Origin of the sequence: Alteromonas sp. 76-1, assembly GCF_900654235.1 — a bacterium.
Taxonomy (GTDB): Bacteria; Pseudomonadota; Gammaproteobacteria; order Enterobacterales; family Alteromonadaceae; genus Alteromonas; species Alteromonas naphthalenivorans.
On the sequence record NZ_LR136958.1, the window covers coordinates 1,159,780 to 1,177,480 of the forward strand.

A 17,701-nucleotide genomic window follows, 5' to 3' on the forward strand; every position below is an offset into this window, starting at 1 on the left:
CAATTAACTACTAGGCTAAAGTCACGTTGAGATAATTTTTATATCTGACTTTGTTAATGTATGAGTGATGTAGGTATGAAGAAAATACAAATTTTTTGGCTACTTGGGCTAGTAACATTTTCCTTGTCGGCGCAAGAACCTTCGTCCGGAATGGGCAGTGCTTCTTTAGAGCAATATGTAAGTAAATCTATTAATTCAAACCCTGAAATTCAGGCAAGTTGGCGGCAACTTCAAATCGCCATGAAAGATGTCGATATTGCTAAATCCGGTTATCGACCTTCTATTGATGTTCTAGCTTCTAGTGCGTATACCGAGAGAAATTATGGGTTAGATCAAGACTACGCAGGCCACACCGCTGAAATTAGATTAACGCAATTACTTTACGATGGCTTTTTCACCTCTAGCGAAGTGAGTAGGTTCAAACAAGCTCAAGTGGTTCGTTACTATGAATTGATGGGCGAGATAGAACAAAAGTCACTTGAAACCTCATTAGCTTATATGGATGTTCAACTTTATCGCGAGTTACTTTCATTGGCAGAAAAAAATCTAATTACGCATGTGGATGTTTTCAAACAAATCGAAGAAAGTGTAATAGCAGGTGTTGGCCGAAGAGCGGACTTAGAACAAATTAGTGGTCGTCTTTCGCTGTCAGAGTCCAATGTATTAACTGAGCTTTCTAACCTTCATGATGTCACCGCGAGATTTTTAAGGCTTATAGGGGAGAAACCTGCAGAAGCATTAGCCGAGGTGTCACTTTCTGAGGCTATGCCTGCGTCAGTAGCAATGGATTTAGAATCCATATTGTTAGCGGCATACGAAACTAATCCGTCTTTCAATGCAACAATTTATAATATAGACGCACAACGTTTTGCAATTGATAGCGCAAGAAGTCGGTACCAACCTCAAATTAACTTTACAGCAAGTTACGGCGCGCAAACGCGAGACGAAGCGGCGTTAAATAACACTATTTCTGAAGCGAGCGTGGGGGTTAACTTTTCGTACAATATTTATAACGGTGGTGCAGACCGGGCTGCAATTAGACAAGCGCTATCACAGGTAGATTTAGCAAAAGACTTAAGAGATAAAGCCTGTATTGATATGCGCCAAACTATTCAAATTGCGCGGAACGATATTCAAAATATTAGCGAGCAGCTACCTTCGTTAAATGCACACAGGTTGTCTTCCGACAGAGTTAAGTCAGCGTATATGGATCAGTTCACCATTGGCGAACGTTCACTTCTAGATTTGCTCGATTCAGAAAATGAGTATTACGAGTCGAGCAGAGCTTATGTACAAGCCACCTATACATTAGAAAAAGCGAGGGCTCGGCTACTAGCTGCGTCGGGCATTCTGGTTAAAGCGTTGGGTGTGAGTAGAAATGGTGTAGCCAGCGTAAGTGAATTAGCAGAAAAAGAGCTTCGTTACGATCCCAATCACGTGTGCCCAGCTACCCGAACATCGTTAGATGATGAGCGCAATATCTTAAAGCGAGATTCAGATTCAGATGGCATAGTCGATCTATGGGACGATTGCGTTAATTCTGCACCTAATGCCATGGTTGATGATTTTGGATGTGAAGCTAGTGCACCTGAACCTCAAGCTATGAATACCCCAGCAAGCGCTGCCGATTTCACCTTAGATGATGCACAAGTTTTAGCATCTTTTAGTATCAACATATCATTCGCATCAAATTCATCCAAAATTTCGTCTGAATACACCTCGTCACTTGCTCAAGTTATTGATGCACTTGAACAGTATGACAATGCGGGCGTTATTATTCACGGACATGCCTCGTTAGATGGAGATGCGGCATATAACCAACGCCTTTCAGAACGGCGAGCGAGTGAAGTTGCCGCCTTACTGATTGAGTCCGCTGACATAGATAGCCGACGTATTACCTCTGTAGGCTATGGCGAAACACGACCTTTGGTTGATGAAGAATCACTAGCCGCAAATGCAAAAAATCGTCGAATTGAAGCCACGATAATTCAGCTTTAATTCGCAAAGGACGTGGAGGGGTAATGGTTCAGGGAGAAAAAGGCGCGCTGTCTTACTTAGAAAATCAAGGAGGCGTGCTGTTAGATTGCTTGATGATTATTTGTCGAGCACACAATATTTCGGTTTCTAGGGTAAGCTTACTCAGTGGTTTGCCTCTAGATAATGGTGAGTTATCTCCTACGGGCTTTGAGCGCGCCGCCCAACGTGCTGGTTTAGCAAGTCGCACCGCAAAAAGAGACATAGAGCAGATTAATGCTGCTTTGCTTCCCGCCGTGTTAATTATGGAAGGCAGGCAAGCCTGCGTTTTACACGAATTAAACGATGATAGTGCGAAAGTGTCCTACCCAGAATTAGACACCGCAGTGGTATCGGTAGAACGTGAAAAAATCGCCTCCCTGTTTACCGGCTATGTAATTTTCGCTCGCCCTGTTTCCCAACCTGAAATTCAATCTGGCAAGGTGGAAAAGAGCGCAGTCGGTCACTGGCTTTGGTCATCAGTAAAATCTGCGTATGACTTGTATCGTGATGTTCTACTGGCATCAATATTCATTAGCCTGTTATCGATAGCGCTCCCGTTATTTGTAATGAATGTTTATGACCGCGTAGTGCCCAATGCAGCAATGGAAACCTTGTGGGCGTTAGCCATTGGCGTCCTTTTAGTATTAGCGGCAGATTTTCTCTTGCGCGTGCTGCGGCAATATTTTGTTGAGCTCGCTGCTAGTCGCTTAGATGTCACTATGTCTGCGAAAATTATGGAAAAAGTACTTTCAATCGATTTAACTAACAAGCCAGCTAAAAGTGGTGCGTTTATAAATAGTCTACAATCCTTCGAGAGTATACGTCACTTCTTTGGCTCACTGACCTTAGTCGCGTTGGTCGATTTGCCTTTTGGTTTACTGTTTGTGTTTATCATAGCCATGATAGATATCTATCTCATCATTCCTATTTTATTGGGTACAGTCATTCTTTTTCTTTATGCCCTAAAAGCGCAGCGCATTATGCGTTCATTATCTGAAGAGTCTATGGAAATTAGTGCCAAAAAAAGCTCGTTAATTACCGAAAGTGTTACTGCCCTTGAAGACTTAAAAGCATTTGGATATCAAAGCCGAACGCAAAGTGCATGGGAAAAGCAAACCATTTTCTTAGCAAAAGTGAATGCTAAATTACGATTGGTTTCTATGTCGGTTAATAACTCCGCACTATGGATTCAGCAGTCAGTTGGTGTAGTAATAATCCTCACCGGTGTGTACCTGATTATTAAAGGTGAAATTACTCAGGGCGGGCTGATAGCGGCATATTTACTATCGAGTCGGGCTATGGGGCCTGTATCCCAAGCTGCAGCTTTACTCGCTCAGTATCATCAAGCAGAAACTGCGAAAAATGCGCTCGACGATATCATGTCACTGCCATCAGAAGGAGGTGACAATAAGCAGGTTAAAAACGCCAGCCAGTTAAGCGGAAACCTTGATGTTAAGCAGCTTTGTTTTCGCTACCCCGATGAAAATGTCTTAGCACTTAAAGATATTAACTTTTCAATTAAGCAAGGTGAGCACGTTGCCATTCTGGGGAAAAATGGCTGTGGTAAATCTACATTAAATCGTTTACTGATGGGGTTCTATAAAGCCGAATCGGGCCAAGTGTTACTTGATGAAATTGACATGAAGCAATACGAACCTGTCCTTCTAAGGCAAAACATAGGCTATGTGCCCCAAGATGTAAATCTTTTCTCCGGCACGCTAAAGGAGAATATTTCACCTGCCCATAAAGATGTAGATGACGAGAGGCTATGGGAAATCGCTAAGCAATGTGGCCTATCGAAAGTCGTTAATAGCCACGGAAACGGTTTTGAACAGCAAGTTGGGGAAGGAGGGAAGCAATTGTCAGGTGGGCAACGTCAATCTGTTTCACTGGCCCGTGCGCTAATTTATAACCCCGCTATATTTATTATGGACGAACCTACCTCCGCCATGGATTCAGCGAATGAGGCCATGATGAAAGAAACGATTCGAGAAGCGATTAAAGGGAAAACATTTATCCTCAATACCCATCGTACTACGTTGCTGGATTTAGTCGACAGAGTCATTGTTATCGAAAACGGAAAAATAATTGCTGATGGTAAAAAAGAGGACGTTCTACCTCAGTTTAAGCCGGTACCCGCTAAGTGAAGGACGGCACAGTGAAGATTAAAAGTGACGACAAAAATAGTATTTTACATAAGCTAGTTAGAGGTTGGCTAGCGCCCCCCTCGGGGCAAGATTGGGTACTTGAAGCTGAATGGGCTAGAATCATGCAAACGCCGGCAAAAGCCAAACGGCTTTTATACAGCGTAGCAGTAGTCTTACTCATATTGCTAATTTGGGCGTATTTTGCAGAGATAGACGAGGTTGCTAAAGGGGAAGGGAAAGTGATCCCATCGCAACAGCTGCAAATCCTCCAATCATATGATGGAGGTATTGTTCAGGATATATTGGTTAATGAAGGCCAACAGGTACAAAAAGGCGATGTATTGCTTCGTGTCGATCCTACGCGCTACATTTCAAGTTTAGAAGAAAATACAACACAGTTTGCGGCCCTTGCCGCCAAAGCGCAGCGTCTTTCAGCGTTAACGCATAATACTCGCTTAACTTTCTCGCCCGATTTAGTTGAACAAGCCCCTAAAATTGTTGAAAACGAAAGAAAGCTTTTTGAATCAAATCTTGCTGAATTAAATGAAGTAGCAGCAGGCTCTAATAGTCGAATACAGCAACGCAAGCAAGATGTTGAACAAGAAAGAGCTAACCTTTATCAATACAAGAGTGTGCTTTCGTTAACCGAAAAGGAATTAGGCGTTACCAAACCCCTATTAGCTTCTGGTGCGGTGTCTGAAATAGAAATTTTACGGTTAGAGCGACAAATTGTAGAGCTTGAAGGTAATATAGCCATGTCACAAGTGGCTATCGAACGAGGTCTTTCCACCATTGAAGAAGAGATAATTAGTAAAGAAGAAAGTAGGCTAAAACTTATCAATCGGTGGAATCAAGAATTAACCGATGCGGTGGGTGAAATGGCAACCCTTCAGCAGTCGCAAACAACGTTAGAAGATGTAGTCTCGCAAGCTGAACTCAGGTCACCAATTAATGGCACGGTTCAGCGTCTACTGATTAACACCGTTGGTGGGGTAATTACACCAGGAAGTGCAGTTATCGAGCTCATCCCCCAAGACGACCAGCTTATTGTTGAAGCGAAGGTTTCCCCTAAAGATATTGCGTTTATTCGAGGGGGGCAAAAAGCCATCTTAAAATTTAGTGCTTATGACTTCACTATATATGGTGGTATGGATGCTGAAGTAAAGCATATAAGCGCAGATGCTATTACCAATGAAAAAGATGAGACTTACTTCTTAGTCCGTCTGGAAACCAAGAGAACCATTGCTGACGCACCGCTGGATATCATGCCGGGAATGATTGTTCAGGTAGATATCTTGACTGGCAAAAAAACGGTGTTGAATTACATTCTGTCTCCACTTTTCACCGTTACTTCGGCTGCACTCAGGGAGCGATAGATGAAGCATTACATTATAAATACATCTCAAAAGCCCCTTGATGTTGACGCAATAGATTGGGTTGAGTTTTCTGATATTGAAAATATACGTTGCGGGAAAGAAGACAGTATTTGGGTATCGACATTTCATAAAAATTGGCGTGAAAATATTATTGCCGCAAGCGGGAAGTGTCGAAATGTTGTTTTATTGACATATCATTACGATAGGGCGGAAATGCAAACGGCATTACTGTTGGGCGCAAGGGGGTATTGTCACGTTTTAAGCCAACAATCCCTTTTAGAGTCGGTTAGTCGCGTGCTAAAAGAAGGCGGAATTTGGGTACCCAATGAGCTTTATGTGAATACAACGTCAGCCGTTGCGACCACGTTGAGCTTAAAAGTAAAAGTACCTCAAATTGCGACATTGACGACGCGGGAAAAAGATGTGCTAACAGGAATTTTAGAGGGGTTGAGTAACAAAGGGATCGCGAGAAACCTTAAGCTTACAGAAAGAACAATTAAAGAGCATGTAGGCTCGCTATTAAAGAAGCTCAACGCCAAAGACAGAATTGGGTTGTTACTGTCACTTGGCGAGTTTAGTCATTTAAAAGATGCTCTATAACTTCAATATGCGATACCACGCCATCAACACCTAATTCGACAAACAGCTCTTTAGTGTTATTTGTCTTCACACCGTCAGCATAAACGTAAATGCCAAAAGTATGGGCGAGTGAACAGAAGCCTCTAATAAAGGCATGATTGGCAGGGTTGTGATCTATATCCGCCATAAAGGCAGAATCGATTACCACATAATCAAGCCCAAGTTCTTGCACATTCATTAATTGAGAGAAAGATTCGCCAACCCGCTTTAATCCAATGCCGCATCCTTTAGCTTTCAGCGTGGAACAAAATAAATCGAACTCGTCAGGGAAACGAGCCGCCGTAGATTCCCTTACTTCGAAGTTAAGTTGTGAGGCAATATTCTCATTCATTTTCACTTGAAAATACAGCTGCGCTAAAATTTCTTGATCAAGCAGAAACTGCTCAGAGCATAGAAAGGCAAACTTTGCCTTAGTGCCAGTTTTGATTATATAAGAGAATAAATGGCTGATGGTAGCAAGCTCTAAAGCAGGCAATAAGCCCAAATATCTTGCCCAGTGGGTATAGTAGCCACTTTTTCTTAACTCATTATCTATTTCAATACCCGCCCAGCTTTGATAGTGAACTAGCTCTCTATCAGCATCTAATACCGGAAAGTTAAACGTCTCTACTGCCTGATTTGCAATCCCTTCGCTGAGTAGCTTCTTCCAACGGTTTTCTTCAACTAAAGAAATAGACGAATCTAATTTATTTTCTATATAAGGGTCGCTAAGCTTTCTCTCTATCGCCTCATCAAGCAGCGTATCAAGACGCATGAGTGCTGAGGATACATCATCTTCAGGGCGCAGCCTCACCACAGACTGATACAATTTCGGATCGCCCTTTTCAGACAGTTCCGATAAACAGGCACCATGAATTGCCTCAGCAATTGTCACAATGTCATGGGTTTCCGTTAGCAGTATGGCAATCTCATTCTTCTGCATTCGAGCTACTCTACTATCGGTGTAGTGATGATGGTGTTGGGCTAGGCAAACATTCACACTATCGGCAAACTGCAAAAGCCGCATTCTTCTGTTTTCAGGCCCTGAGCGAAGAAATGCTTCTCGGCCTCCAACGACTCTCAGAAGAAATATACAATTCACACCTTCGGTATCTCTAAATGCCAGCTGGCCTTTAAGAATAGAGATAAAGTAATCGCGGTTTGCTAATTCGGATTCAACGTCAAACTGAGTTTTATGTCGCAATAGATCAAGGCGTGTATTTTCCTCTTCCATAATTCGTTGTGAATTGCTTGCTAGAAAGTTCATCGCTTTCACCACGCGTTTTAGTTCTAGGGTTCGTGGTTCATTTACTTGAATAAACTGCATTTGCCCAAAGGACTCAGCCTGCTCAACTACTTGATCGAGAGGGCGCATAATAAGGCGTAAAAACCACGCACCAATAAGGCCAGCCACCGTGCCCACAAGAGACAACCCAAGAATTAATCGCAGTGTGGCTTTCCACATAGAGGCAACAGCAAAGCTGGTATCAGTTTGAACATAAACGACACCGTACTGTCCCCATCCTTCTGAAACTTGAGCCACGCCTGGTTCAACGTTAGGACTAAATAAAGAAGCAAACCAAGCCGGTGTTTGTTCATCTAACTGTGTGGCAAGAGTATGGCTTGAGATGATGTCACCATCGGGTTTCAGGAGTGTTATAGATGCATAGTGCCCAACATCGAACTGGGACATGATAAATAAATCTAACGTATCAGCGTCTTTTTCCAAACCACTCAGTGTAAGTGCCAACATATTAGCGTTATCTAGGTTTTTGGAATAAAGCTGCTCTTCTACATAGCCCTTTGTAGTTGCACCGTGAATGGATACGCTTCCCATGATAGCAACAAGGACAACGGCTATGATGGCAAGCCACAACTCTCTTGTTATTGACATAGACCCCTCAAGATTGTCTTTTTATTCCCTCACGTTTCATGCGCTCAATAACGTTGCGCCACCGAGATAGTCTACTGGTAGAAGTGGAAACCTGCTTTGTTTTGCCCGGCGACCAAATGCCAGCGTCATTAAAGCTAAATACAGGCACGAGGTCGGTTCGTTTCGAACCAAGCATTATTTCAGAAACAAGACTGTCTAAGACCAAGGGATCTGAAGACGGAGTTTCGTAATACCCTAATACCATATGCGCTTGCGTTACGCGGCTTCTACCAATCTTAGCTTTCACATAAATTAAGCGAAGTTTTGTACTATCAATGCCTAAGTGTAGCAGAGCTACATATTTTGCAATGGCGTAATCTTCACAATCTCCACGGGAATGGCCAATAAGCTCGGCAGGGGTGGCCCAGTAGTCTTTTTGTTTGAAAACAATGTCATCGGTGGCATATTGGATATGCTCGTCAAAGAAGCGGTTAACACCCTCTAACTGAGCGGATACTGAAAGATTGTGTAGCTGACTTAGTTTTTCTTCTAACTCTTTGACATTTAAGGCTTTATCATCCCCGAATCGCGCTTTTACTTCCATTTCTAATACGGGGAACTCTATAGACAGATGATCCTTCATTTGCTGTCCTGTCAACATAAGGGCTAAAACTACAAAGCAGTTTGACGCAAATATCGAAAGGGTCATGATTTATTTTTAATTATTTATTATACGAAAGTATAAGCACCCTACAGGCGGCGCTCCTGCATTTATATATAGTTATTCATACTTCAGTATAGGTATAGCATGGAGAATATGTGAAACCAAGTTTGTGTAGAAGAGAATTATCATCGTTATCGTTTGATAACGAAATCACTCTCTTGAATATTCGCAACAATGCCACTGTCTTTGTGAATCAACCTTGCCGTATTGCCATAGGCATTTTCAACAACAAATGCACCAGGGTAAATATGGTACTGCAAATAGGCCTTACCGTGCCGGTCGATAATTTCGCTGGTTTGATACACAAAAAGTTCATCACCGTTCTTGATGCCATTATCACGGCCCAATGATACTGAAATATGTGAACCCGCCACATTAAGCACTCTGCCAGTCATGGGCTGACAAGCAATAGTCTCATTAATATCAGCGGTTAACTGCTGCATCTGCTTTTTAATTGCATTGCCGTATTCTGTCCGCCAAAAGGTCGACGAAAATTCGTCTACATCGGTAAATCTATCAAAAGGCCACTCGGCTTCAGTAACATAATCTTGCTGCAGTAGCAGGCCGCTATTTATACCGTCAAAAACTTTAATGCTTAGCGAAAAGTAACGGGTGGCTTTTTCTTCTTTCCAGAATGCAAAAGAAGAAGGACGTTGTCTTTCAACACTCACGTCACTAATGCTGCCAATTAAAACAAACTGTGCATTTGATTGTTGTGACAACGCACGCACATTTTCTTCAAGCCCATTCACTCCCCATCGTGTGGTGTGTGGAGCAATATAAGCTAAATTTAAATTCTGGGCCTGTGCCGACATTTCGGTAGCCAGCTTTCTTGTTACTGCCTCTGAAAAGTTAGGGATCTTTCCTTCAACCAAATGATTGCGGTTTTCTACCATGAAGTAACTGGTGGCAATATTTTTATCATATTCTACTGCGGTACATTGTTTTGCCGCAGGAAAGATATCTGCCCTGACGCTGACGGTAACATAGTCGCTATGCCATATTTCATCGGTGAGCTCGAGATGATCCACTTCACCTGAACTACTAATGGTAATGTCTTCACGTTCAAGTAACCCATTCGTGAGTTGCTGAACACTGTTTATCGAGGCACCTGCGAATAACAATGCCTGTTTTAAAGCTTCTTCTGTGGCGTCTCTACGCGCTTTTTCTTTATTGCCATTCACAATAACTGCTTGGCCTTTGGCTTCATACCAAGCGGCATGGCTTTGCCCTGTTGACCCTATTGCAAGGCAAAACAGCGCCATAAAAAAGGCGGCATTGGCGTATCTAGCTAAATATCTTCTTTTTACAGAAGACATGCTAACTAAAAGTATTTTAGCGAATGTTTGTATGCCAAGCACAGTCTTGTCCTTTTGTTGTAGTGCAATAAGCGGGAGCGGGCACTACATCAGTTAATTTAGGTCAGTATTCTTTTGTATCAGCTTCGTTGTCAGCTTTATTTTAATTTTTGCTCTAACCCATATAAGCGAAATAGATGCCAATGTTTCAAATTTAAAATTTAGGCGTAAAGATTGCTTATCCAATAATAGAAAAATTGAGAATGAGGTTTCTCTAATGGTGTTTTTTAAAAAATTGATTCGTAGCCGAGCATGGATGACGGCGGCTTTATTGGCTGTATTGACAGGTTTATCTGGGTGCAGTTTATTTGTAGACAAGCATGTGGAGTGGGAGACGGTTGAGCCGGACAGTTACCCTGTACTAAGTGCCGTCGGATATGCTCCTATTATGTCGCAGCGGGGGGAAAGCGAAACGGTCAAAACCTTAATGGCCATTAAAGCGTCAAAACTAGAGGCTTATAGAGAACTTGCAGAACAGGTGTACGGACAACGTATTGAAGGTAATCAATCACTGTCTAGCCTTGTGGTGGATAATGAAACCTTGCGGGCTTCTGTAGAGGGCGTTATTCGAGGAGCTAGGGTAATAAAAAGTTACCCGGTGGGTGAAGATACCTACGCCACCGAACTTGAACTAGATATGCACCGCGTGTACGACATTTATTTGACAACAGCGAAACCACAGAGAATTAAAGACATTAAGTACTATTAAGTATTTCAATGTATGACTAAATAGCACCCACAAAAAAAGCGCGTTTTAAACGCGCTGTTTTTGTTTTTACTTGAGCTTTTGGTGACGAGTGCATTGCTTAAGCGCTAATACCTGAACCTAAGCGGCCCGCATTTGGCTTGCCTTTCTTATCGTAGGTTAACGATTCTTTAGCGCGAACTTCTAACATCAGATTCCGTAAGTGTGTGAGGCGAAGCTGTCCTTGCTCTACGGCTTTCTGATTAATTTGGGTTTTATACTTACAGTCTTCTAACAGACTTTTCGCTTTATCCATCAACCCTTGTTCATCTGCACTAATCGTTTCTTCTGTAGTTTGGCGGTATAACGCCTCGACTTTTTGGTCGGTAGACTGAATAGACTCTAGCAATTCAGACTTATCTGATAACAGGCTCATTAAGGTTTCTGCATCTCGTGAGCTAATCAAATGTAATTCTTTTTCCAGCATCAAGCACAGGCTCTCTAAGTTAGAGACCTGTTGTGATAACGCTGAATAAAGATGACTAGTCATAAAAACCTAATTACTTTTGGCCAAAAATCTCACCCTCAAGCTTAGCGATTTTATTCGCTAACACTTCAGGATTAACTTTATATTCACCACTTGATATCGCCTTTTTAAGACGATCAACTTTTTCCTGATTCACAGGCGCTTCAGATCCTTTCTTCTGAACTTGATTCAACTGCTGTGCAGACTGAGTCAAGGATACTGAATCTTGTCGTGGTGCTTGAGCAACAGATGCATTGTTCGACGTCGCTTGTTGCTGTTGCGACTGCTGCGTCTGATTCTGTTGCGAAATTTTTGTATTATCAACGGGTGTTTTGGGTAACCCATTGTTTACATTGTTAATTGCCATAATATTTCTCCACTACCTTTTCGCCTCTGTATAAGTTATCGGCACGAGCCTTCTTTTCTTTAGGCTTTTATACGACGAAAACGTAGTTTTTTAGCACGCTGAACTACAAGTGTACCACGACTTCTTGAGCGCTGGCGACTTCGGCTATGACGGGCTTTTGGCTACTGGCATTAAGCACCTTTATGGTATCGCCAATAACACCATCTTGTTGTGCTATTCCAGACGTTTTAACCGCCATTCCACCCAATGATGCGCGAATGGTAATTCTATCGCCTTTGCACACAAAGCATAGCATATTTGATTGCACTGCTTGGCCATCAACAATCCGACGTTTCATTCGAGCCCCAATTAATGCATCCACATCAGTAAATGCGCTATAACGAAGACGTTTTATATCTACCGATGCCAGCGTAAGATTAGACGCAGAAAGCACGGTGCCAGGGCTAACCGCGCCAGAAGTAACCACAATTTCTTTCGTTCTCGTTACTTGGGCACTGGTAAATAAGTACCAATCATTATTGGTGCAACTTACACGTACAGAAATATAAGATTGGTTTAGAGATTCATCCGACGCGTGAAATTGAAATCCCGTTGGGCACTGAGGAATATTAATTCTTTCGTCTACTTCAGCAATGCTCACCGCAATATCGGTGTTTTCATCGTGTATACTCAGGGTCGACAGCAAGTATTCTTCTGCGCCCTTATTCACTACATCGTGCATCGTTTCAGCGTAACTATTAGGCGCTAAAGCAACGGCCACTATAACAGTGAAAAGTGGCAGACGAACTCCTGTAAGCCAAGATTTTACATTTTTTAAATTTTTCATAGTCACTTTTCGTGTTCACTTACTGAGTTATTGTCTATGCTTATAAGACAAATTAGGTTGAGACAATAACTTGCGTACGTCCGTGATTAAGTTGTACATGCAGCGAAACCGTCATTTTTCTGTCGTTTGACCTGCATACATTTAGTGATATTGTCTATTCTCTTTAGTGAAGGCAATGATCATGCCCAGTATTAAAAAGAGGTGAGATATGTCGGGAATTTTAGACTCGGTTAACCAACGAACCCAATTAGTTGGTCAAAACCGTCTTGAGTTATTGTTGTTCAGGCTTAACGGTCGTCAACGCTTTGGTATAAACGTGTTTAAAGTACGTGAAGTGCTCCAGTGTCCACCACTGACTTCAATGCCGAAGTTGAACTCGCTAGTTCGCGGAATAGCACATATTCGTGGGCAAACTATTTCTGTCATCGATTTAAGTATGGCAACTGGCGGCAAGCGTATTGAAGATTTATCAAACGCCTTTATCGTTATTGCTGAATACAATCGTTCTGTTCAAGGGTTTTTAGTGGGTGCTGTTGAGCGCATTATTAACACCAACTGGGATGCCATTATGCCGCCTCCCCAAGGGACAGGCCGAGCAAGTTACTTAACCGCTGTTACTGAAGTAGAAAACGAATTAATTGAAATTCTCGACGTAGAAAAAATCCTCAATGAAATTTCACCGCTAAATGCAGAAGTAAGCGCCGATGTTGCGGAAGGGCTAACTACGGAAGGTAAGGAAGATAAAATTATCTTCATTGCTGATGATTCAGCGGTAGCAAGAAACCAGGTTAAAAAAGCGCTAACCTCGCTCGGATTAGAAATTGAGCTGGCAAAAAATGGTTTAGAAGCGTTAAACCGTTTAAAGGAAATCGCTGAAGAATATGGTGATATTACTAAGCGGATAGGGGTATTAGTTTCCGATATAGAAATGCCAGAGATGGACGGATACACCCTTACGGCGGAAATTAAAAATACACCTGAACTTCAAAAGCTCCATGTTGTGCTTCACACTTCTTTAAGTGGCGTATTCAATCAAGCCATGGTTCAAAAAGTGGGAGCGGATGACTTTATTGCGAAATTTCACCCCGATGAACTAGCAACAGCAGTTCAGAAGTGGTTAATGACGGATTGTGAATAACGGAGCGGTAGGGGTTGGATAATAAAAATGTGTCGCCGGCAAGCTATGAAAAGTTTCGGCACTTCCTCGAGAAACAATGTGGAATAGTACTCGGGGAAAACAAGCAATACCTTGTAAGAAGCAGGCTTGCGTCGTTGTTATATAAGCATGACTATGACAATACTGATGCGCTTATTGATGTAGTAGTAAAAGGTTACGATCGTAACCTTTTACAAAGCGTCATTGATGCGATGACCACAAACGAAACGTTGTGGTTTAGAGATACTTATCCATTTGAGTTACTACAACGCGATTTACTTCCTCAACTCGCAACAAAAAATCAAAAGCTTAGAATTTGGAGCGCAGCTTGTTCGTCTGGACAAGAGCCTTATTCTATTGCTATGTCAATATTAGAGTTCCAAAAACAGCGACCAGGCTTGCTTAGGCAAGGGGTTGAAATTGTCGCTACCGACCTTTCTTCTGAAATGCTAAACAAGTGTAGCCAAGGGTTATACGATGAACTTTCGCTTGCTAGAGGGTTATCGCCACAACGTAGGGCTATGTTTTTCCAACCTCATGAAAGTGGGCAGATGCAGGTTAAGCCAGAAGTGCGCAACATGGTTTCATTCAGAAGTTTGAATTTGTTAACTTCCTATGCAGCACTTGGCCGCTTCGACATCGTTTTTTGCCGCAATGTGCTGATTTATTTTTCGGCAGATGTGAAACAAAAGATACTGCAACAAATTGCCGGACAGCTGCAACCTGCCGGTGTCCTTTTCCTTGGCGCGTCTGAATCTATCAGTGCGGCAAGCGATACGTATGCCATGATTAAATGTAATCCTGGCTTGTACTATCAAAAGAAATAAATACCTAACGTACTGAATTTAGTTAAATATTTAAAATTCCCTCTATTTCTTTTCTCATTTTTATACAGTGCCAATCTTCAGGTTGGCATCTGCCTTGCTAGTAAAATCCTATAACAGATAATTCGTCATTATTTACTGATGGCGTATTTCCGGAATTTCGCAGCTAGGAGTTTTCAATATGGCCATAAATCTCGACAAGTTAGTCGGGTTTCATCAGTCGGCGTTAGCAATACGCACCGACAGGATGGAAGTCATCTCTGGAAACCTAGCGAACGCCAATACCCCTGGTTATAAGGCGAAAGACATCGACTTTAATAAAGCGATGGAGTCAGCCATGAGCGCCCAAGATGGGCAGCACAAATTGGGCGGTGGAAGCTTAGTAAGAACACACGATAAACACATAGGTGGCGATGTATCGTCGGTTGCATCAAATTTTGAAATGCAATACCGCATACCCACTCAACCGGATACCGGAGACGGCAATACGGTGGAAGTACAGGCAGAACGTAACCGCTTTTTAGATAACGGTTTACGTTACCAAGCCACACTTGAGTTTATTAACGGTAAAGTTAAAGGTATGAAAAAAGCCCTTAGTTCTGGAGGCCAGTAATCATGAGCTTATTTAATGTGATGTCAATTTCCAGTACCGGTATGGAAGCTGAAAATGTTCGTTTAAACACCACCGCTAGTAACATTGCTAACGCGAATTCGGTAAGCAGTAGTTATGACGAAACGTATCGTGCAAGACACCCAGTGTTTGCCGCTGAGTTGCAGCGAGCTATGGGCGATCAAAGCAAGGGTGTGGGTGTTGAAGTTAAGGGAATTGTAGAAAGCGATGCGCCATTGCAAGTTGAGTATGCCCCGCATAACCCAATGGCTGACGAAGAGGGTTATATCTATAAGCCAAACGTCAACATCGTTGAAGAAATGGCAAATATGATGTCGGCGTCAAAAGCCTATGAAACCAACGTTCAGGTTGCTGATACCACCAAACGGATATTCCGTCGGGTATTGCAACTAGGACAAGGGCAATAAGTTGCCGCATAGGTAATGTGAGGAAAATACTGTGACCACAATTAACAACACCACTGGCCTGAACAACGAACTCTACTGGCAAGAAGAGACGGTTCCGGTTGTCGATGGAACAGAGCAACAGCTTTCGCAAGAAGACTTTTTTGCCATGTTAACCGAGCAATTAGCGAATCAGGATCCTACTAAACCCGTAGATAACGATCAGATGGTAGCGCAAATGACATCATTCACTATGGCTGATGGTATTTCTCAGTTGAATGATAAGTTCGAGTCATTCGCCGCCTCGATGACATCTAACCAAGCATTGCAAGCATCTAGCTTGATTGGTCAGAACGTGTTGGTACAGGGCAACGTAGGGCACATGTCTAGCGACGCTGCAGGCGTATCGGGTGTTGTGGTCAATGAGCAGAGCGTACAAAACATGACTATCACTGTTGAAAATCAATACGGTGAAGTGATTAAGACTATTGATGCTGGCACACAAGCTGCTGGCAACATTCAATTTGAATGGGATGGCAAGGACACCCAAGGCAACGATATGCCAGCGGGTGACTACGTAATCAGTGCTACAGGCGAATTAAACGGTGAAGGCGTTCAATTGAATACTGCCATTAATCGTCATGTAGGAAGTGTTAGTTTGGCCGGCAGTGGTCAGGGCGTAATTTTAAATTTAGATGGCGAAGTCAGCATTAGTCTTGATGACGTTATTCAAATCGGCAGTTAGCAGGAGAAAGAAGCATGTCTTTTAATATTGCACTAAGTGGCGTAGCTGCCGCACAAAAAGATTTAGATGTAACCGCGAATAACATCGCAAACGTAAATACTGTTGGCTTTAAAGAGTCTCGCGCTGAATTCGGCGACGTGTACGCCACATCACTATTGGCTGGAAGTAAAACCAAAGTGGGCGACGGTGTTTTGACACAAGATGTGGCCCAGCAGTTTTCGCAAGGTAGCTTGCAGTTCACCAATACTGCACTTGATTTGGCGATTACTGGGAATGGTTTCTTTGCCACCGTGCCTGATGAAACCTCACGAGACTTCTCGTTTACCCGTGCCGGTCAATTCAAGTTAGATGACGACAACTACGTGGTTAACAGTAACGGCGACTTACTTTTAGGTTTCCCTGTTAATTCAGACTCTACCAGTTCATCGGTTGCATTGAGTACTACAGAGCCAGTGCAAATTCCAGATTCATCAGGTTCTCCAGCACAAACCTCAGAAGTTGATATTCGTATGAACTTACCTGCTGGTGATCAGGGATTAGATCCAGCCGCATTTGATCCACAAGATCCACTTACCTACAATGCGGCAACCTCGGTAACGGTTTATGACTCACTAGGCGACAGCCACGTGATGACTTACTATTTTGTTAAAGATGTGGCGGCAGACAATGAATGGTATGTGGCGACAGCGGTAGACGATCAACTTACTGATTTAGTGAACTCTACCGGTACTGATTCCGACCCCACTACAGCGGTAAACTCGCTAGGTACTAACACGGGTAACGGCGTTACAGCAGCTAAGCTTGTGTTTTCTCAAGGTGGTGACTTTATTGGTATTGAATCACCGGATGGCATTCAAACTACCGATTACAAATTAAAGACTGAAGCGCTTGGTTCTGCATTATCAAACGGTGCGGATGCGACTCAACAAATAGGGATCGATTTTAACTTAGACCCTTCAAATGCTACTACGGTTGAACCTACGCAATACGCATCGGCATTCGAAGTGACGTCATTAGAGCAAGATGGTTTGCCTGTTGGTCGTTTGACGGGTATTGATATTGGCCCAGACGGCTTGGTTCGAGCGACGTTCTCAAACGGTACGTCAGAACCTATCGTGCGTGTGGCCTTAGTGAGATTTGCTAATGAGCAGGGCTTAACGCAGCAAAGCAGCACTGAGTGGAAAGAAAGTATCCTATCTGGTGAAGCATTGGCGGGTGAAGCGACTACGGGGACTTTCGGTGAAATAAACTCATCAGCCCTTGAACAAGCTAACGTTAACCTAACCACTGAGCTTATCGATATGATTATTGCACAGCGGAACTTCCAGGCTAACTCTCGAGCACTCGAAGTGAATAACTCGCTTAACCAGACTATCCTGAACATCCGATAAACATTGATGTTTAACTAGCAAAAACCGCAACTTTAGTTGCGGTTTTTTTGTATCC

17 protein-coding genes are annotated in these 17,701 nt (G+C 42.8%); 11 read left to right on the top strand and 6 right to left on the bottom strand.

All coding sequences use genetic code 11. The features are described 5' to 3' along the window. Window positions 1-75: 75 nt before the first annotated feature. From ALT761_RS04770 to ALT761_RS04785, 4 genes are read left to right on the top strand one after another with little or no spacing between them, the layout of a single operon-like run. The gene (locus ALT761_RS04770) at window positions 76-1,998 is read left to right on the top strand and encodes a TolC family outer membrane protein (protein ID WP_232043535.1); all 1,923 of its coding nucleotides are present in this window, start codon (window positions 76-78) and stop codon (window positions 1,996-1,998) included. Window positions 1,999-2,021: 23 nt separating this feature from the next. Then, window positions 2,022-4,163 (top strand): type I secretion system permease/ATPase, encoded by a 2,142-nt coding sequence (locus tag ALT761_RS04775; protein WP_129736977.1) that lies wholly within the window; start codon window positions 2,022-2,024, stop codon window positions 4,161-4,163. Window positions 4,164-4,174: 11 nt separating this feature from the next. Then, window positions 4,175-5,539: an HlyD family type I secretion periplasmic adaptor subunit gene (locus tag ALT761_RS04780; RefSeq protein ID WP_129736980.1), complete on the top strand. Its 1,365-nt coding sequence runs from the start codon at window positions 4,175-4,177 to the stop codon at window positions 5,537-5,539. After that, window positions 5,540-6,139: a response regulator transcription factor gene (locus ALT761_RS04785; protein WP_129736982.1), complete on the top strand. Its 600-nt coding sequence runs from the start codon at window positions 5,540-5,542 to the stop codon at window positions 6,137-6,139. It abuts the gene before it with no gap. Here the strand turns inward: ALT761_RS04785 and ALT761_RS04790 are convergent. The 3 genes from ALT761_RS04790 to ALT761_RS04800 form a co-directional block, all read right to left on the bottom strand. After that, window positions 6,114-8,051 carry a bifunctional diguanylate cyclase/phosphodiesterase gene (locus ALT761_RS04790; protein WP_129736984.1) on the bottom strand — a complete coding sequence of 646 codons (1,938 nt, stop codon included), beginning with the start codon at window positions 8,049-8,051 and terminating at the stop codon, window positions 6,114-6,116. The two genes, ALT761_RS04785 and ALT761_RS04790, sit on opposite strands and share 26 nt — an antisense overlap. A gap of 7 nt (window positions 8,052-8,058) precedes the next feature. Next, window positions 8,059-8,673: a transglutaminase-like cysteine peptidase gene (locus ALT761_RS04795; protein WP_232043536.1), complete on the bottom strand. Its 615-nt coding sequence runs from the start codon at window positions 8,671-8,673 to the stop codon at window positions 8,059-8,061. 212 nt (window positions 8,674-8,885) lie between these two features. Then, complete coding sequence (locus tag ALT761_RS04800) at window positions 8,886-10,115, bottom strand: flagellar assembly protein T N-terminal domain-containing protein (protein WP_129736988.1); 1,230 nt, start codon at window positions 10,113-10,115, stop codon at window positions 8,886-8,888. Between the two features lie 253 nt (window positions 10,116-10,368). On the opposite strand from ALT761_RS04800, the gene ALT761_RS04805 reads away from it, so the two are divergent. After that, a complete protein-coding gene (locus ALT761_RS04805; protein ID WP_372339276.1) occupies window positions 10,369-10,821 on the top strand; it encodes an LPP20 family lipoprotein in 453 nt (150 codons plus the stop codon). 97 nt (window positions 10,822-10,918) lie between these two features. Here the strand turns inward: ALT761_RS04805 and flgN are convergent, their stop codons facing one another. The 3 genes from flgN to flgA form a co-directional block, all read right to left on the bottom strand. Next, window positions 10,919-11,347: a flagellar export chaperone FlgN gene (gene flgN / locus ALT761_RS04810; RefSeq protein WP_041452575.1), complete on the bottom strand. Its 429-nt coding sequence runs from the start codon at window positions 11,345-11,347 to the stop codon at window positions 10,919-10,921. Between the two features lie 10 nt (window positions 11,348-11,357). Then, window positions 11,358-11,690, bottom strand: a complete 333-nt coding sequence (gene flgM / locus ALT761_RS04815) for a flagellar biosynthesis anti-sigma factor FlgM (RefSeq protein WP_129736992.1) — start codon at window positions 11,688-11,690, stop codon at window positions 11,358-11,360. Window positions 11,691-11,793: 103 nt separating this feature from the next. Beyond that, window positions 11,794-12,516 (bottom strand): flagellar basal body P-ring formation chaperone FlgA, encoded by a 723-nt coding sequence (gene flgA, locus ALT761_RS04820; protein ID WP_129736994.1) that lies wholly within the window; start codon window positions 12,514-12,516, stop codon window positions 11,794-11,796. A gap of 208 nt (window positions 12,517-12,724) precedes the next feature. On the opposite strand from flgA, the gene ALT761_RS04825 reads away from it, so the two are divergent. The 6 genes from ALT761_RS04825 to flgE all read left to right on the top strand — a co-directional run bounded on the left by ALT761_RS04825 (window position 12,725) and on the right by flgE (window position 17,646). After that, window positions 12,725-13,654 carry a chemotaxis protein CheV gene (locus tag ALT761_RS04825; protein ID WP_129736996.1) on the top strand — a complete coding sequence of 310 codons (930 nt, stop codon included), beginning with the start codon at window positions 12,725-12,727 and terminating at the stop codon, window positions 13,652-13,654. Between the two features lie 14 nt (window positions 13,655-13,668). Further along, on the top strand, window positions 13,669-14,499 hold the full coding sequence (locus ALT761_RS04830; protein WP_129736998.1) for a CheR family methyltransferase: 831 nt from the start codon (window positions 13,669-13,671) through the stop codon (window positions 14,497-14,499). 178 nt (window positions 14,500-14,677) lie between these two features. Beyond that, a complete protein-coding gene (gene flgB, locus ALT761_RS04835; protein WP_013785150.1) occupies window positions 14,678-15,109 on the top strand; it encodes a flagellar basal body rod protein FlgB in 432 nt (143 codons plus the stop codon). Between the two features lie 2 nt (window positions 15,110-15,111). After that, window positions 15,112-15,534 (top strand): flagellar basal body rod protein FlgC, encoded by a 423-nt coding sequence (flgC, locus tag ALT761_RS04840; RefSeq protein ID WP_013785149.1) that lies wholly within the window; start codon window positions 15,112-15,114, stop codon window positions 15,532-15,534. Between the two features lie 31 nt (window positions 15,535-15,565). Next, window positions 15,566-16,255 carry a flagellar hook assembly protein FlgD gene (flgD, locus tag ALT761_RS04845; RefSeq protein WP_013785148.1) on the top strand — a complete coding sequence of 230 codons (690 nt, stop codon included), beginning with the start codon at window positions 15,566-15,568 and terminating at the stop codon, window positions 16,253-16,255. A 14-nt stretch (window positions 16,256-16,269) separates the two neighbouring features. Then, entirely contained in the window at window positions 16,270-17,646 is a 1,377-nt protein-coding gene (gene flgE / locus ALT761_RS04850; protein ID WP_129737000.1) for a flagellar hook protein FlgE, read from the top strand. The last annotated feature ends 55 nt before the right edge of the window (window positions 17,647-17,701 follow it).

Bases quoted from the DNA above. Each gene is read 5' to 3' on its own strand.
- flgA (WP_129736994.1), bottom strand. From the start codon at position 12,516: ATGAAAAATTTAAAAAATGTAAAATCTTGGCTTACAGGAGTTCGTCTG.
- ALT761_RS04790 (WP_129736984.1), bottom strand. From the start codon at position 8,051: ATGTCAATAACAAGAGAGTTGTGGCTTGCCATCATAGCCGTTGTCCTT.
- ALT761_RS04775 (WP_129736977.1), top strand. From the start codon at position 2,022: ATGGTTCAGGGAGAAAAAGGCGCGCTGTCTTACTTAGAAAATCAAGGA.
- ALT761_RS04770 (WP_232043535.1), top strand. From the start codon at position 76: ATGAAGAAAATACAAATTTTTTGGCTACTTGGGCTAGTAACATTTTCC.
- flgB (WP_013785150.1), top strand. From the start codon at position 14,678: ATGGCCATAAATCTCGACAAGTTAGTCGGGTTTCATCAGTCGGCGTTA.
- flgN (WP_041452575.1), bottom strand. From the start codon at position 11,347: ATGACTAGTCATCTTTATTCAGCGTTATCACAACAGGTCTCTAACTTA.
- flgM (WP_129736992.1), bottom strand. From the start codon at position 11,690: ATGGCAATTAACAATGTAAACAATGGGTTACCCAAAACACCCGTTGAT.
- ALT761_RS04805 (WP_372339276.1), top strand. From the start codon at position 10,369: ATGACGGCGGCTTTATTGGCTGTATTGACAGGTTTATCTGGGTGCAGT.
- ALT761_RS04785 (WP_129736982.1), top strand. From the start codon at position 5,540: ATGAAGCATTACATTATAAATACATCTCAAAAGCCCCTTGATGTTGAC.
- ALT761_RS04825 (WP_129736996.1), top strand. From the start codon at position 12,725: ATGTCGGGAATTTTAGACTCGGTTAACCAACGAACCCAATTAGTTGGT.
- flgE (WP_129737000.1), top strand. From the start codon at position 16,270: ATGTCTTTTAATATTGCACTAAGTGGCGTAGCTGCCGCACAAAAAGAT.
- flgC (WP_013785149.1), top strand. From the start codon at position 15,112: ATGAGCTTATTTAATGTGATGTCAATTTCCAGTACCGGTATGGAAGCT.
- ALT761_RS04795 (WP_232043536.1), bottom strand. From the start codon at position 8,673: ATGAAGGATCATCTGTCTATAGAGTTCCCCGTATTAGAAATGGAAGTA.